Annotated in this window: 12 protein-coding genes and 1 pseudogene; 2 read left to right on the forward strand and 11 right to left on the reverse strand. The window is 42.0% G+C overall.

Annotated elements, in window-relative coordinates:
• Positions 1-106: 106 nt before the first annotated feature.
• The 3 genes from ACWNM1_RS04210 to ACWNM1_RS04220 all read right to left on the reverse strand — a co-directional run bounded on the left by ACWNM1_RS04210 (position 107) and on the right by ACWNM1_RS04220 (position 3,661).
• Positions 107-973, reverse strand: a complete 867-nt coding sequence (locus tag ACWNM1_RS04210; RefSeq protein ID WP_449600022.1) for an SDR family oxidoreductase — start codon at positions 971-973, stop codon at positions 107-109.
• A gap of 184 nt (positions 974-1,157) precedes the next feature.
• Positions 1,158-2,909 carry a sensor histidine kinase gene (locus ACWNM1_RS04215; RefSeq protein ID WP_449600023.1) on the reverse strand — a complete coding sequence of 584 codons (1,752 nt, stop codon included), beginning with the start codon at positions 2,907-2,909 and terminating at the stop codon, positions 1,158-1,160.
• Complete coding sequence (locus tag ACWNM1_RS04220) at positions 2,906-3,661, reverse strand: response regulator transcription factor (RefSeq protein WP_449600024.1); 756 nt, start codon at positions 3,659-3,661, stop codon at positions 2,906-2,908. The genes ACWNM1_RS04215 and ACWNM1_RS04220 overlap by 4 nt, the downstream gene beginning before the upstream one ends.
• A gap of 308 nt (positions 3,662-3,969) precedes the next feature.
• On the opposite strand from ACWNM1_RS04220, the gene ACWNM1_RS04225 reads away from it, so the two are divergent.
• Entirely contained in the window at positions 3,970-4,887 is a 918-nt protein-coding gene (locus tag ACWNM1_RS04225) for a M23 family metallopeptidase (protein ID WP_449600025.1), read from the forward strand.
• Between the two features lie 164 nt (positions 4,888-5,051).
• Entirely contained in the window at positions 5,052-5,930 is an 879-nt protein-coding gene (locus ACWNM1_RS04230) for a deoxyribonuclease IV (protein WP_449600080.1), read from the forward strand.
• 57 nt (positions 5,931-5,987) lie between these two features.
• On the opposite strand, the gene ACWNM1_RS04235 is transcribed toward ACWNM1_RS04230, so the two are convergent.
• From ACWNM1_RS04235 to ACWNM1_RS04270, 8 genes and pseudogenes are all read right to left on the reverse strand, one after another.
• On the reverse strand, positions 5,988-6,311 hold the full coding sequence (locus ACWNM1_RS04235; protein ID WP_449600026.1) for a hypothetical protein: 324 nt from the start codon (positions 6,309-6,311) through the stop codon (positions 5,988-5,990).
• Positions 6,312-6,411: 100 nt separating this feature from the next.
• Positions 6,412-7,632: a GNAT family N-acetyltransferase gene (locus ACWNM1_RS04240; protein WP_449600027.1), complete on the reverse strand. Its 1,221-nt coding sequence runs from the start codon at positions 7,630-7,632 to the stop codon at positions 6,412-6,414.
• Between the two features lie 128 nt (positions 7,633-7,760).
• Positions 7,761-9,134, reverse strand: coding sequence for a Na+/H+ antiporter NhaC (nhaC, locus tag ACWNM1_RS04245; RefSeq protein WP_449600028.1), 1,374 nt, complete (start codon positions 9,132-9,134; stop codon positions 7,761-7,763).
• Between the two features lie 232 nt (positions 9,135-9,366).
• Positions 9,367-11,883, reverse strand: coding sequence for a hypothetical protein (locus tag ACWNM1_RS04250; protein WP_449600029.1), 2,517 nt, complete (start codon positions 11,881-11,883; stop codon positions 9,367-9,369).
• A 20-nt stretch (positions 11,884-11,903) separates the two neighbouring features.
• Positions 11,904-13,253 (reverse strand): ABC transporter substrate-binding protein, encoded by a 1,350-nt coding sequence (locus ACWNM1_RS04255; RefSeq protein ID WP_449600030.1) that lies wholly within the window; start codon positions 13,251-13,253, stop codon positions 11,904-11,906.
• A 119-nt stretch (positions 13,254-13,372) separates the two neighbouring features.
• Positions 13,373-13,783 (reverse strand): annotated as a pseudogene (locus ACWNM1_RS04260) (carbohydrate ABC transporter permease); the annotation flags it as partial.
• 205 nt (positions 13,784-13,988) lie between these two features.
• Positions 13,989-15,476, reverse strand: a complete 1,488-nt coding sequence (locus ACWNM1_RS04265) for a DUF4179 domain-containing protein (protein ID WP_449600031.1) — start codon at positions 15,474-15,476, stop codon at positions 13,989-13,991.
• A 20-nt stretch (positions 15,477-15,496) separates the two neighbouring features.
• Positions 15,497-15,991 carry an RNA polymerase sigma factor gene (locus ACWNM1_RS04270; protein ID WP_449600081.1) on the reverse strand — a complete coding sequence of 165 codons (495 nt, stop codon included), beginning with the start codon at positions 15,989-15,991 and terminating at the stop codon, positions 15,497-15,499.
• Between the last annotated feature and the right edge of the window lie 152 nt (positions 15,992-16,143).

Here is a 16,143-nt window from a genome sequence, read left to right on the forward strand (position 1 = left end):
CATTATTATTACTTCACGAAACCTTTATCAATGATGTTAAAGATGCACAAAAAAAGGCTCCTTCTGGTTATTCACCGAGAAGAAGCCTTGAATCTTGATATATTATTTAAGCTTGCAGACTATTTACAAGATCACTGATAACATCCGCTAACGGAGTGACTGGACGATTCAGTACTTTCTCTAGATCGCCACTTTCAATATCCAGCCATCCTTCGCGAATACCACGTTGAATCGCAACTACGAATGGCAGAGCAGCTTCTGGTACACCAACCTCAGCCATAATTTTCGCATAAGCTTCGTCGTCAACTTGCAGCACTTTAATTTCTTTACCAATTACGCCACTTATAATTCCAGTCAATTCTTCTTGTGTTAAAGGCTTACCAGATAATTCATAGACAGAATTCTCATGTCCTTCCCCAGCTAGAACATTAGCAGCAGCTTCTGCATAATCTCCTCGTGTTGCCCAGCCAACTTTACCACTACCAGCAGAAGTTACCCATGGGGCACCTGCTACGGCGCCTTGGATAGATCCAATCTCGTTCTCCATGTACCAGTTGTTGCGAAGGAAACTGTAAGGAATTCCGGTAGCTCGAATGGCTTCCTCGGTTACACGGTGTACTTCAGCAAGGAACAGCTCACTCTTCTCTGCATGTCCTACGCTTGTATAGGCAATGAATCCAACACCAGCTTTAGCGGCTGCATCAATAGCTGCCTTATGTTGGCGAATCCGAGTCTCGTTATCTCCATCTGAAGATACAATTAGCAGTCGATCCACACCGGCAAACGCTAGATCCAATGTTTCCGGCTTATCAAAGTCACCATGACGGACTTCCACACCACGCGCTTTAAGATCACTTGCTTTATCTGGATTCCGGACACTAACTACAAGGTCCCCTGCGGGTACAGTTTTCAGTAGAGACTCTATCACCAATGATCCGAATTGACCTGTTGCTCCTGTTATAGCAATTTTCATTTTAAAATCCTCCTCAAATTAGGATGAATTTCATCCTCTTAATAATCGTCCACCTGTAACTATTGTAGTTACATCTAAAAAAGATGTCAACTCCTTTATTTTTTATAGCCTTGACTCGTCCTAATAAATACAAACAACCCTCGCCGTATCCGGTTGGAATACAGTGAGGGCTTGAATGAAGATATCAGCTCCATATTAACTTAATAACCGTTCCTTTACCTACGTGACTCTCGACAGTAATCTGGCCACCCATACATTCGATCAACCCTTTAGAAATGGCCATACCGAGCCCAGAACCGTTGGAGGTAGACGCTGTATCCGTTCCTCGATAATATCGTTCAAATAGCCGAATCATTGTTTCTTCATCCATTCCATCGCCGTCATCAGCAAATTGAATTATAAATCCGGTCTCCCTATCTTTATGAATAAGTGAAACGGTCAACTTCGTATCTGGTGGGTTGTGGAGCAGCGCATTCGCAGTTAAATTGTTGACAACCCTCTCTAGCCATGGCGTATACAATTTAGCTCTAACTTCGGTTTGTGCAGGAAGAAATTCTATTCGCTGCTTCCCATAGGCAGGATTGGCAGCAGCTTGCTCCAGAGCTTGTTGCAGCCAAGTGTTCAATTCAACTTCCATCGTCTCAGGTGGTTTAATTCCTGACTTTAGACGATAGGTCATTGCAAGATCACTGATCAGCATGTCCATATGGGCCGATTTATCTAGCATAGTCGTTGTAAATTTACGGACTTCCTCTTTAGACCAATCGTATTTTGGCTCGGCCAGTAAATGAGCATATCCTGTGATAGAAGATAATGGGGTTTTCAAATCATGAGTAACACCGGCGATCCATTCCTCGCGTAAGCTCTCCGTCTCTTCCCGCAGTACTTGATCTCTCTTCAAGGCTGCTGATAGTTTCTCAATTGAAACCATCACATCAGCAAAAACACGGTATCTTCTCCTCCATTTTAAGGCGGGTGTTCGACTGCGACGAAGTCCTTTACGATCCGTTGGCTCTGTATAAATGGCATTTCCGATGGAATCAAGCCACACGAGCATATGCAGCATTGGCGCACCAAAACGATGTGCTTGCCATAAGGAGAGCAACACAAACGCGATCAATAAAGCGATAAGCATGGCAAATGAACCGATGATCACGACTTTAACTTCTTCAGGTACCCACATTTTTTTGCCTGGATCTGTCCCTTTGATATTGGGTTCTCCCACGATCCAAGTACGACCTGACTCCTTATCAAAAGAAGAAAGAACATGATACCCATATCGTTCACTGTACAAGGTGCGAAGTGCAAGCTCTTGCACGGAGTACTGAGTAGGTATCATATTAGGTCTATTATAAGAAACCACTTCATTGCCTGATGAATCTATAAGTTGAACAAAAGCTTGGGCCGATTTAATTTCTTTTTCAAGTTCATCAGGAAGTACTGGCTCCCCTTTCGCAACAGCGAATGTCCCCGCACTCACTTTCTTTAATAGTGGACCTAATACATTAGGCGCACCATACACCAGTGCGAGCTGTTTACCATCCTTTTCTTGAATCCATAGTGCCAGATTATAAGGAAACGGCTGAGTGCCCGTCCAATAAGCAACTACTTCGCCAGGACCATATTGAATGGGTACATCTTTAGGTGTATTATAGGCACTCTCAACTTGCCCATCTTCATTTAGACTTTGTAGCCAGCCTTTATTTTTCTTTACTTGCTCCAGTAAACTCGGAGAAAAATGAATGCCATCCTCATCAATCTTAGAAGATTCTACCAATTGTTCAAGACCCACATTGGCAAAATCACGCGAGAGACTAATATCAAGAAACCGCAGCAAAATCCAAGTAAATGTTATGGCAGAAATAGCGAGAACTACCATGCCCGTAATTGCGAGCTGTAGAACAAACTTTAACGTTAACCGGCGCTTAATATTCATGGCCCTGACAACTCTTGACGTTCTACTTTAACCAGTTTGTACCCAAGACCTCTAACATTAACAATAAATTTCGGATCGGATGGGTCTGCTTCTATACGCTCTCTTATACGGTGAATATGCACCATGACCGTATTATCATCACTTAAGGCTTCTTCTCCCCAAACCTTTTCATATAATTCACTTTTGCTGAATATTTGATTGGGATGTTTACATAAGAACAGCAGCAATTGGAATACAAGTGCCGGACAAGAGACCGACTCACCCTCAACCAGCAGCTCCCCTGCCGTCTCATCCAGTTTAAATCTCCCGTAATCGTAAACGTTCGCAGATTTGCTGTGAACTGTTGCTGTGATCTTATCAGTACCTGATGGAGCAGGTGAACTTAAGTATCGCCGCAATTGTGCTCTTATTCGAGCGACAACTTCAAGTGGATTAAAGGGTTTAGTAATATAATCATCTCCACCTATAGCAAATCCGGTCAGCTTATCAAAATCAGAGGTTCGTGCCGTAAGAAACAGGATAGGTGCGTCCGTCGTCTGCCGGATAAAAGGACAGATTTCAATTCCACTGCGTCCTGGCAACATCACATCCAATACAATCAAATCATATTTTTTGGCTTCGCAAGCGCTTATCGCTTCTTCACCCGTCACCACAGTATCAATATTCAAATAACCTTCCTTGCGTAGTACAGTCTCCATAATCTCCAAAAGCGATTGCTCATCATCTACAAGTAAAATCCATGCTTCATTCATTGTAAAATTCCCTTTCCAAATAGCCCTTGTTTTTATCATCATAGCATGATTCTTGACGCTATCAATTGCCCTTACCTTAACAGAAGCTTAATTCGTATTCGTCTACTACCCCCAAAATTAAGATCGTATTAATACTGTGTTTCAGAAGAGCTAAGACTCATTTGCTATAATTTGACTATTGGGAGGCGATATTCTTGAAAAAAAGCTCTAAAAAAATTATCTGCATACCGGGAATGTCCGCAAAAACAGTTTTGGCAATAGGATCACTTACCTTGCTATTAACAGCTTGTGGAGGAGGAAAAACGGATATGAACAATAATGCGAAAGTGGAGCAGACATCCAGTTCAGCTGTAGAATCAAACGAAACAATGTTCCTTCCAGATGATCTGCCAAATTTTCTGCTTAAAGGGAACTATAAAGAAATGTACGCCCACTTTAGTCAGCCTTTGAAAGATGAGGTTAGTGAAACTGAATTAGCTGAGACCGCTAAGGAATTCACTAAGGATATCCAGACACTGAATAAAGCTTCTGATATGCAGCTTAATGGATTTGATCGACGTACTTGGGTGAGTGATGCAGGTAATAAGGGGCTTATCGGAATGTTTGATCCGGATGGAACCATTTCATTAATCCAGATTCAAGAACTGACATCCTCCCCTGAAACCGACTCGAAACTTAGCAAGCAGGAATACGCGTTGCCTTTCGAAGGCGACTGGTTTGTATTTTGGGGCGGAGCGAATGTGCTTGTGAATTATCACTATGAAGTAGAAATTCAGCGTTACGCTTATGATTTCATCCAAGCCAAGGATAACTATTCTTATAAAGGAGATCCGCTAAAAAACAAAAGCTATTATGCCTTTGGGGAAAATATTCTCGCCCCTGCGAATGGCACAATCGTGTCGGTCGTGAATGATATTAAAGATAATGAACCCGTCGGTGTCATGAATCCAAACCAAGCAACTGGCAATAACGTGGTCATTGATCACGGAGGTGAATACAGTCATCTAGCTCATCTCAAAGAAGGTTCAATTACAGTTAAGCCAGGCGATAAAGTCAAAAAAGGCGATATTATTGGGCTGACAGGTAACTCAGGCAACACTAGTGAGCCCCATTTACATTTTCAGATCTCAGATGGCGTAGATTTATTCAACTCTCGTTCTATCCCTGTTAGGTGGGAGAAAGGACTTACGCCGATCCAAGGCGAGACAATTAACGCTGCTGAATAGCGATCATTTTTTGATGGTAAAGGTTATCTCCCTAGAAGATAGTCGGACGAGACAACCTTTACCTACGCTGGTATACATATAATCCGTTCCTTTTACAAATATTATTAGACCTATAGTGACTAAAAATGTAGCTCTTTCAATGAGGAATGGATGTGTTTAATCAGATGTCTTTACTCCTAGGGTCACATGTATCCATGACTGGACCAAAGATGCTCCTTCGAGCTAGTGAAGAGGCAGCATCTTATGGAGCGACCACCTTCCTAATATATACCGGAGCTCCTCATAATACTCGCCGTAAGCCCATTGAAGCTTTGAATATTGAAGCTGGACAAGCTCACATGAGAGATAACGGCATTTCAAATATCGTTGTACATGCTCCATTTATTGTTAACTTAGGGAATACGCTATCCGCTCAGGTCTTTGAACATAGTATTGAGTTTCTTCAATCAGAGATTATTAGAACGGAAGCTTTAGGCTCTACACAAATTGTCCTGCATCCCGGTTCCCATGTGGGTGCGGGTCCACAGGCCGGAATTTCTCAAATTGTAGAAGGCTTGAACGAAGTGCTGTCCGATAAACGAAATGTTCAGGTTTCATTAGAGACCATGGCGGGAAAAGGTAGTGAATGTGGAATTACATTTGAGGAATTAGCAGCGATCATTGATGGAGTTACTCATAACGAGCGCCTGTCTATTTGTCTGGACACTTGCCATATCCACGATGCTGGTTATAATGTGAAGGAAGATTTTGATGGCATATTGGATCAATTTGATCGCATAATTGGAATAGAGCGCCTAAAAGTCATTCACGTAAATGATTCAAAGAATATCATCGGCTCGCGAAAAGACAGGCACGAAAATATCGGACATGGATATATCGGCCTTCAGGCGCTTCGATATGTAGTCCACCATCCACAGCTAACAACCATTCCCAAGCTCCTAGAGACCCCCTCCATCGGTGAAAAGAAATATGTCAACCCGCCTTATAAGCATGAGATTTCATTGTTACGTGGGGAAACGGATGAGCCGATAAAACAAACATAAACGCCTTCGACGTCCTTATAAAGGACGGTAAGCGTTTATGCGATAACTATATTCAATTTATCCTTTTGAAGGATCATTCGTAACAGGTGCGGTTTCGTTCACTTGGAGTTTCTTTAGCGAGTTTTTCTTTGCGGTTAATTCTTTTGACAGATCAGCTTGCATACGATTTAAGGTTTTTATCTCATCATTCAGCTTTTTGATTCGCGACATTTTACTGCTCAAATCTGTATGAGACTTGCTAAATTTCATATCCTGTTCTAATTGATTAATTTTAAATTTAGATTTTTCTTTTTTGTTCTGTGTGCTCTTGATTTTGTTTTCGAGCTCGGTAATTTCTTGTTGTAATTTAGTGATCATTGGTTTAGTAAAATTAATTGCCATTGTTACACCTCATATCATATTGTGTTGCTGAGAGACTATTCTACTATAAAAAGAGCAAAAAAGCACACTCATTAGAGTATGCTTCAAAGGTTAACATATTTTAAAAATAATCAGAGAAATAAGGATGCTCTGGTCTAATCAGTCCTTCCAGCAAATGAATCGTGGCTTCATCCGTCTGAATACGCCCGATGCGAGCCAGGTAGGTTGGCCGCTTATAGCCCATTAACATGGTTGTTAAGGTAGGAATATCAATCGTAAGTGAAGGATTTAATCCCCCTTCTCGCAGGGTCCCCTTCCCTTCTTTATCTACAGTTAATGAAAATGTCCCTCGATTCCATTCCAGCATCGGATCGCTCAGATTAAAGACAAGCTCACAGTCCTTATCCTGTCGTTTAAAAGGATACTGTTCGATAAATAAACGGACATCTACAATCCGTGCCATAAAGTATGGAGCGATCGTTTCCTTGATATCCCCATCATCTAATATGAATGACAACGGTTCTCCTTTATAAATATCCCCTTTAACCAGCTTAATCATTGAAAAGTGCGCACTAATAAAATTCCACAAGCCCGTTCGAGCCTCTTCAACAATGTATACCATCTCTTTGATATAAAATATTTCTTCGGCGACCCAATACAACAAGTACCCCATGGGTTCATCGTTGTTATTGTAATAAATACCTACCGTCATATCATCTAAATCCCAGCGCAAATATTCTTCCCAAGCTAACTCATTACGAATCATTGCCCCATGATGCTGCACGGCAAACTGATCGTAAATCACTTTGATATCTGGATGTTCAATAGATACGCGTTCCACATTTCCTGGGACATTTCTCATTTTTGGCAACTGGGTATCCGGCACTTCAAATGAGATTTTATCAGTGATGATTTCCCAGCCTTTTCTTCTATAATAAGGGATTGAATACGGATAAAGATAAGATATCGATTGTTTACGATCCCGCATTTTAGTTAAAGCATGAAGCATCAGTTTATTCATTAAACCTAAATTGGCATATTCGGGATAGGTTCCAACACCCGTTAGTCCACCCATCTCATAGATATGCCCAAAAATATTAACCTGAAATGGGTATACAGCTAACTGAGAGATGAGCTTGTCTCCATCAAACCAACCTACAACATCAGCATACTTAAGAACTGGCAACTTAGCCTGAGTGATTTCACGATTCTCCCAGCCAAAGATTTGCAGATCACGATTGGTCACTTGAAATACATAACGTAATAGATTATTAAATTGTTCTGCGTGCTTAGTCTCGACATTAGCTAATCTGATTCTATCCTGTAACTTACTGCGACTCACTGTTATTACCTCCGATAAATTGACCACTTTTTAAGCTTAGATCACTAGCTTGATCACATTGACTCAACGCATAGTATTCTTTATATACGTTGAATCAATGCATTAGGTGTCCATTATCTTGAGATTTCTTAATCTTTACCCAATGAGTTCCTTTGTAATCTAGGGATCAACGCGTAAGCAAACGTGATGAATGGACTTAACCATAAGAAAGTTGCATAAGGCGCATATTCTATCACGGGTACACCCAGAGTCACTGCGAAGAAAGCACCACTGACACCCCATGGAATCAATGGATTAACGAGAGTACCGCAATCTTCTAGCGTACGGGACAGTGTCTTCGCTGGAATGCCACGTCGATTATATTCATCTTTGAACATTTGACCTGGCAAAAGAATAGAAAGATACTGTTCACCCGTCATGCCATTTACCGCAATGGATGACGCTCCGCTCATCAGTACAATGCTGCTTTTACGTTTGAGCGGTTGAATGAGTTTACGAAAAAAGGCTTCAATGACACCGCAATGCTGAATCAAACCACCTAAGGATAAGGCAATTAAGATTAGAGATACAGACCACATCATCGATTGCATTCCTCCGCGGTTAACGATAGAAGCAACCATTTCATTCGCGATATTACTGTTATATCCGCTCTGCATTACACTAAACCAGACATCGATTTCAATCTGCTGTTGAATCAAAGCCGTCACAAGAAGACCACTGACAATACCAACAACTAACGTAGGCAGGATCGGTATCCGTTTGATCGAACAAACAATGACAGCTAGCGGAGATAGCAGCGTTAACCAATGAATATGGAATCCATCTTGCAACGCAAGCTTAATGTCTTTAATCGAGGATAAGTCGATCGAATTCCCCTTTGGAGCGAACAGAAAAAAGAGAGTGGTGATAACAAGCGCCGGCACCGTAGTGTATGCCATGTTACGAATGTGTGTAAACAAGGATATCCCAGCCACTGCAGGTGCAAAATTCGTTGTATCGGAAAGTGGCGACATTTTATCACCAAAACAAGCCCCACTGATAATCGCTCCAGCAGCCAAAGTTGGGGAAATCCCCGTAGTTACTGCAATACCCATTAAAGCAACGCCGATGGTGCTTACTGTTGTGAATGAGCTCCCAGTGAACATCGAGACGATAATCGTGACATATAATGCGCTCACCGCAAAATAATTCGGATTAATATAATCCATACCAAAGTATAAAAGCGACGGCACTGTACCGCTCATCATCCACACAGCGATCAGAATTCCAATCAGCATGAGGATAAGAATTGGCATAATGGCCGTTTGTATCCCTTGAATAATGGCTGATTCGATCTTCTTCCAAGAGAAACCAAACATTCCTAGTAAGACGGCCGTGCCTATTGTAGTTACGAGAAGCGGTAGATGCGGCTCCGCTTTCAATAGAAAGATGGATACAAATAGAAGTGCTAAAATAAAAACGATGATGATCATGCTTTTTGAGAAACTAAGCTGTCGTTCCATGAAAATAATGCTCCTTAACATTGTATTGGGTATAAAATAATGATCGAACGCTTCCGCACTTTTAAGCTTTTTTGCTTTTTGGCATTGAAGCGCAGAGGTAATCTTAACGAAAAGACTGAGAACAGTCAATGTAAAGAACATACATTGAAGGAATTTCCATAAAAAGTTCATAAGTATATAAAAAAGTGCTGGCAATTATGCCAACACTTTTGACTAAATTCTTTACCCTATTTTAATTGCCTGTGCTTCCACTACCGTTAGGTTTTTTCGATTCAGATGTTTTGTAAGTTATCGGGTAGGATTGACTCCCTAGCATCACCCTATGACCTTGGAATTCATCATATAAATTTATACGGAAGCTTCCTCCCCTTAATTTATTGTAAAGGTTACTATTAAATGAAGTTGTGTATGACTTATTTTTACCCATTGGCAAATCAGTCCCCATTACCAAAGTCTTCTCCATAGATTGTCCGTAAGGGTCAATAAGCTCTAAGACTAACTTATGCTCATAGGCACCTGCTTCTAAATCTTCTTGTTCGGATAAGCTATAATTTACAGCTATATCTAATGTATCCCTCTCTTCAGTAATGTAACCCACAGCATTTTCAACCGAAAGGTTGTAAGGGAATAGTTCAACACTTATTAGATTATTCTGTGAGATTACTGCTGTAGGGGTAAGTGCTAATTTAACACTATTGATAAATCCAGTGGATGTCCCCCCTAAATCCGTAAGCTTACCGTCAGCAACCCCTTCTCCAATATATAGCACAAGCTGAGAGGTATCCACACCTTGGGGAAGCTTACTCCATATGGTAACCATTTTTTTACCATTTGGGCTTGTTAGCGTTGTCGATTGGCTAACCATCGCGTTGAAAAATTGGTTGTCAGGTGTTTTGTAATAAGCTACCAACTGTGCCTGTTTCGACTGGCGTGCTTCTTCGCTAATCATTTCCAGTTCCGTATATATCAAATTAGATTTGTTAGAATTATATGTGGTTGTCCGACGCTCACGGACTTCCGCTTTTTTGCCTAACGAATTCAAATGATGAGATTCACCTGCAGCAATCGTATGGATCACATTATTTAGCGAGTTTGAATACATGGAGAGAAACTTCGTGACTTCATCTCCAGAGGTATCTTGTAGTACAATTTTCAGCTGATTGAAGCTATAAGAATATGGCACTTTCGCTATCACAAATATCTCTGCTGTTTCATTAGGAGCTAGTGACGTTTGCGAATTTGTGGTCACGATCTGGGCTGTACTGCTCAGATCACTCATTCCTGCTTTGACTATAGCTTTTAAAGAAGGTAGCTGTACTGAGGTTAAGCCTGTGTTGCGGATGCTGATATTAGTTACGATTTGATCACCATCATCCCAAGGCAACCGCTGATAGGATCCAAGCTTCACCATGAACTTCCCGTACCTGTTCTCGACCATATACTCTTGTCCCATCAGATTATTATGTTCTAGAGCATATGGAATGTTATACAACGCAGTTGGAAAAACAACCTTGTCATCAACAGCGGGTTCCGTCCACTCCAGCTTTAACGTACCTTGATTAAGTGTTAATGGCACATCTGCACTGAGACTGACGATCTTTTCTTCAAGTGGTTTCAATATCACATTCGCAAGTGCTTTTGAATCTACCGGAATACTTAATCCTTCAGCAGCTTTAACCGTAAGCTCATATGCAGGTAGCGTGACAGGTTTATTCCCTAGATTCTTTAAACGGAATTGAAGATTCCATTTCGCTGAGTCATTTTCCGAATACACGGAAGCACTCTTCAATTGCGTTTCAACCGTGTTATTCTTGATAGAAATCTTTTTCACAGCATAATTAGCTACAGCCAAGTCAGAAGCTGTTACGGAAGGAAGCTTAAAAGATTTAACAGGTAGCATTATTTTCAAAGCTTCATCTTCTTGTGCGAATTGCAAGATCATTTGTTCAGTCTTCATATAGGAAGGAACTTCCGTTAAATAGAAAACCGTCTTCTTCTCTTGAGACTGTACATTGAAACTTGTGTTAGCACCCTCATGCTTAAGTTCGAACACCGAACCACCCGCTGATCTCAGATACGCCATATAAGTAGAATTGCTTAGTGCTTTTTTACCTAAATTTGTGAAACTAACACCAACTCTCATATAGGCTTTTCCATTCCTATTAAGCCTTTGTAGACTTTCCGCTTTGATGTTTACTGGTAGATTATCCATCATGAGCTTCTTGCTCTGGCCCTGAGGAACGACAACTGAATAACTTGCTGGAATGGCGAATTCACCTAGCTTTTTCTGATAATCCCGGCTACTGAAATCCCACTTAAATAGGGTCACTTTAGTGCCGCTTAATTTTGTAGACTCGCCAATGTTCACGTAGTAGGTTACATTTTGGGTACTCTTTGGAGGGATGTTTTTTTGGGCAACATCTCTCGTGACAGGTTTGCCTTGTATGACTAATCCCCCAGTTGTAATAACCCTTGAGAAATAATCTACGTGAGCTACACTATTGGTGCTACCATTGCTATAACTAAGCGTGTATATAAGTATATTACCGTTCGATTGCTCTAAAATATCCATATCTATTAGCTTCACGTTGACATTACTTTTCAAAGCTATAGAGCCAAGTTTGTCAAGAGTGAATACCGCTGCGTCTGAAACTCCAGTCGACGCTGCGTATGTGCCGTTTGCAAGAGATTGGCTTAATAGCATTGCGCTGAGCAGAACTACAGCATATGTCTTTAATCGTTTGTACATGAGAGTTCCCCCTTAAACTGTTACTCGTTCAAATACGTCGTCGCCCGGTTTTGAATCAGCTTGGCGACCTCATCGGCCGACTTCTGACCGCTGAAGAAGGGGGGCGATTCCTCGCGGATCATTCGCACGACTTTTCCGTCAATCCGCGTGTAATACCCCGCAGACCGCATGAACTGTTCGTACTGGGCGAACTGCTCGGCGGAAACTTGAGCCTTTTGTCCGCTTGGAAGCTTATAGGTACCGGCGTTCACCTGCTTCTGGACATCCCTCAGTTCTTTCTCGTTTACCGAGTCCAACAGCGAGAATCCGTAATCTTCCCTCTCCTTCAACGATTGCACTTCCTCAGACAACAGGAACGAGACGAACTTCCACGCCTCATCCTTCACCGGGGAATTGGCCCGAATCGCAAGCTGAACGCTAGGAGCGAGCCTCGTACCCACATTTCCGGCTTGCGGCTTCCCGATCAGCTTCGGATTCGCGAAAAAATAGTGAATTTCATCGATCAAATAGGCTGGCGAACTCAACACGGTAGAGTAAAACAACTGGCGGCCGATTTCGGCCGGCTCGGCGGTCGCGATGCCGTCGTCGTACATCTTTTTGACCTGCTGCATGGCGGCGACGAATTTGGGCGAGTCGAAGGCCGCTTTTTTCCCCGAGACGTCCACGAAATCGGCATAGTCGTCGACCACGATTTCCCACAGCATCCTATCCGGCGGTTCGTTAGCCAAAGCGTAGCGTCGGTCCATGCCGCCTTGGCTCTCTTTACACATCAAGCCCTTCGCGACCTTGGCGAATTCGGCCCACGTCCACCGGCTGTCGTCGATGCTCTCGTCGGCCAGTAGATTTCCGTCGCCAATAAACCCTCTCATGAAGTACCCGAGCGGCATGGCGTATAAGTCACCGTCCGTCTTGAATACTTCGAGCTTCGCTTGCAGGTCGACACCGCTCAGCGACGTGTCCTGTTTCAACAGCTCGTTCATATTTACGATAAGCTGTTTGCTTGCATATGCTTCGAATGGCAGCTCTGCCACTTCGAGAATGTCCGCTCCCTTGCCCGATAACAGCTCAGTATTCGTCGTTTTCGTATACTTCTCGTAATCTCCGGGCTTCCAGTCTTCTTCCGCTTTTTTCACGGCTTGAATTTGCAGGTCGATGTCCGGGTGCTTCTCTTCGAATCTTTTTTCCGCCGCTTCAAAGAAGGAACTCGACTCCTGTACCGAAAAATTCACGACGGTTTTTCCTTCCGCCGAGACGGGTTTTCCCCGGTCGTTCGTCCCGGCCTCGCTTCCCGAATTGCTACAGGCGGCCGTCGCAAGCACGGCCATCCCCATCGACAACATCCCCAGCTTGTTTGTCTTCATTTTGATCATTTGATTTTCTCCTCCTATTTTCTCGTTTATATGATTTCTTATTGCAGTCGAACTCGGTTCCCGTCTTCAAGAGGTTCACTACTTTCCAGAATAATTGAATCCTCCTCATAGAGGATATCCGATTGAAGCCAGGCGTTAAGCGAGCCATTCCAATCAAAGAGTATCTGCCAGATTAGAATGATAGAGACGACTGGTACGACAAGCGGCAACACGTATCCAGTCCTCAGCCAATTCCGAAAATATGTATTTTCATTCAATAACATTGCTAATCCTAACTAGAGTACAAGAATTAGCGGAACACTTATCGCGCTAAAATAAAATGTATTGGATGCTGCTTTACGGAAGGAATCGTTCTTTAACAGCTCTCGGTAATTATCAAACCCTACAAAATGGCCCTCTATCGTGCTGTCCATAAAAGTATAGAATACTCCCATAACAAACGGTATAAGGTAAAACATCGCAAATCCGATACCGCTTGGTGCCAGGAACATCATTGCCGCTGAGATATCCTTTCGGTGCCATTTCTTCATACTTGGGTTTATCATCCTATCAGTAACCTCGTTCATGCACTTAGAATAAGAAAAACTTCTTAAAAAGAAGTACGCTATATATTAAGTATTTCTTAAATTTCAAAGTGTGAAGTCTCTGCGATCACAAAAAAACCGTTGATAGATTTATCAACGGCTAATGAATTAATATAAAATTTAATCTTTTAGTTCAATGATTCATTGCTTCCTAATTCTTTGAGTACAACTCAACAGCCTGCGTATCCATAATTGGATTTATATATTTCTCAAGCGTTATAGTTAATGGCTGAGGATAATTCTTCGCTTCTGCTCCAAAAATATAAATAAACTCATCCACGCCTGCCCCATCCTGTGACCTCATTAATCCGCCAAAATTTAATACCGCGCTCCTATTTGTAGTATATCCAGACTGATGCACTTTCCCTTCTCCGTCCGTGAAGGTTTCAGACGTACGGGTATAATAGTTCAAATATTGAGAATTCTCAAACTTATGTCTTAAGAGAATCGTTCCTTCCATAGCATCATTCTCTGGAGTTGGCGTGACTAACTCAAGTCCACTTCCGGGAGCTTCAATAAGCTGATACTTATTAAGATCGACGACAATTTTCATTTGATCCTTTTCGACTGCCGAAATTCCGAATGCTTTCAACGAGACGCTGTCTGGCTTACTCTCTACAATCTTTTTACTATTTCTAAACACCAGCGTAGTCTTGGAATCGTCCGAGTAGACTTCAGAGTTATCAACAGTGATAAGTGTGGGATAATAAGACTTCTCTTCAGTGCCTTCATGCTTACTGATTAGAACTGGGTTGATCAATTGAAAAATCCGTTTATCATTGTTTTGATCATACTCCAGATCTACATAGGTGCTAAGCGGAGTATATTGGACCCCAGCTACTTTAATCTTTTGTCCGTCTACGGTCAGCGTTCCGTCTGTATCCAGTATACGTTCATGTGCTTTGAGCATATCAGGATTAAGCTCGAAAGCAACATCTAGGCTAGTCCGATACTTATTGCTACTGGATAGGAGAGCCTTATCTGAAGTTTCGGTAAGAATAATATTATAGTTAACTTTCTTTGGATATTTAACTGTTGGTGAAAGATTATTTGAGTATATAAAATCCATAGACTGCCCAGGTTGAATTCGGCTCTCGCTAGCGAGCATACTTAATGATGCGCCTTTGTGAAGAGGCGACTCCTTTATTCCTTCAAATTGAAGCTCAAAATCCGCGTGTATAACTACTTCGTCCGTATTGTTCTGAACACTGTATAAAACATAAACTTTCCGTCCATCTGTAACGGCACCTGTCACATCTATCCGGTAACCCTTGTTTTCCGCACTTTGACCGACCGGCACAACGAGATTCTGCTCAAGAGCACTGGCCAGTGCAGGCTCTAACCTTGAGAACGAGCGATAAGCTTTGAAATTATCCGTGTTTTTAGTGCTTGCCGATTGTACTGAAGGTTGTGCCACCTTATTCGGTAATCCGATTGTTGAGTATGTAAACAGTAACGCAACCGCTGCAGCTGCAACCACACCCATTCCTGTAGTATAAATGCGGCGTTTCTCTTGCTTTTTCCCTTTTGCAATTCCTTTTCTCATGGCGTTGTAAATTTTCATCTCCTGTATTGCTTCGACATTTTGTTGCACTTCATCGATGTTCTTATGTAGAATACGTTCTTCTTTTTCTGTCATTCCGTTCACCTCCAATATTGCTATAAATAGCTCCGAAGCTGTTTGAGTCCCTCTCGAAGCCAAGTCTTAATGGTACCTTCTGGTCTTTTTAGTACTTTAGCAATTTCGATTGTGGTCATGTCATGGTAGTATTTCAGCGTTACGACATGCCGGTATTTAGGTTTTATCCGATTCATCGCACGCTCCAGATCAATTCGGTCATTACTCTTCATTTCCTGTGCCGCTTCCTCCACCATCTTTTCCGCTACAATCACACGCTTTTTGCGCCGTAGCTCATCCATGCAGCAATTGATCGTTATTCGGATCAGCCAAGGTGTGAAGGACTGTTCATCCTTTAATTTTTTGCGTTTCATCCATGCCCTGCATGACGCTTCTTGGATCACTTCCAGCGTGTCTGCCTCTGTTCGCAGATAACTGTAAGCAATGGCGTACATTTTTCGATGCTCCACATACAAACGACTAAAAAAAGCTTCTTCATCCATTTGCGCAAAATCTACCATTCTGACTTCATCCATTGTGTTTTCCACCTTCCACCACCCCCTCTTTCTTATATCAGGAAAATGCATCCACATCATATTTCTATAAGTAAGACGGAGTTGTACGTAAAAACGATTGATTTTTTTCAAATTCATTTCATATGTAGTAAAATAGTAACGTTAAGTACGAC

The sequence above is a fragment of the Paenibacillus sp. Marseille-Q9583 genome (assembly GCF_976954365.1).

Coding starts and splice junctions, on each gene's coding strand:
- ACWNM1_RS04230 (WP_449600080.1), top strand. CDS start 5,052: ATGTCTTTACTCCTAGGGTCACATGTATCCATGACTGGACCAAAGATG.
- ACWNM1_RS04220 (WP_449600024.1), bottom strand. CDS start 3,661: ATGAATGAAGCATGGATTTTACTTGTAGATGATGAGCAATCGCTTTTG.
- ACWNM1_RS04225 (WP_449600025.1), top strand. CDS start 3,970: ATGAACAATAATGCGAAAGTGGAGCAGACATCCAGTTCAGCTGTAGAA.
- ACWNM1_RS04235 (WP_449600026.1), bottom strand. CDS start 6,311: ATGGCAATTAATTTTACTAAACCAATGATCACTAAATTACAACAAGAA.
- ACWNM1_RS04215 (WP_449600023.1), bottom strand. CDS start 2,909: ATGAATATTAAGCGCCGGTTAACGTTAAAGTTTGTTCTACAGCTCGCA.
- ACWNM1_RS04255 (WP_449600030.1), bottom strand. CDS start 13,253: ATGATCAAAATGAAGACAAACAAGCTGGGGATGTTGTCGATGGGGATG.
- ACWNM1_RS04250 (WP_449600029.1), bottom strand. CDS start 11,883: ATGTACAAACGATTAAAGACATATGCTGTAGTTCTGCTCAGCGCAATG.
- ACWNM1_RS04270 (WP_449600081.1), bottom strand. CDS start 15,991: ATGGATGAAGTCAGAATGGTAGATTTTGCGCAAATGGATGAAGAAGCT.
- ACWNM1_RS04210 (WP_449600022.1), bottom strand. CDS start 973: ATGAAAATTGCTATAACAGGAGCAACAGGTCAATTCGGATCATTGGTG.
- ACWNM1_RS04265 (WP_449600031.1), bottom strand. CDS start 15,476: ATGACAGAAAAAGAAGAACGTATTCTACATAAGAACATCGATGAAGTG.
- nhaC (WP_449600028.1), bottom strand. CDS start 9,134: ATGGAACGACAGCTTAGTTTCTCAAAAAGCATGATCATCATCGTTTTT.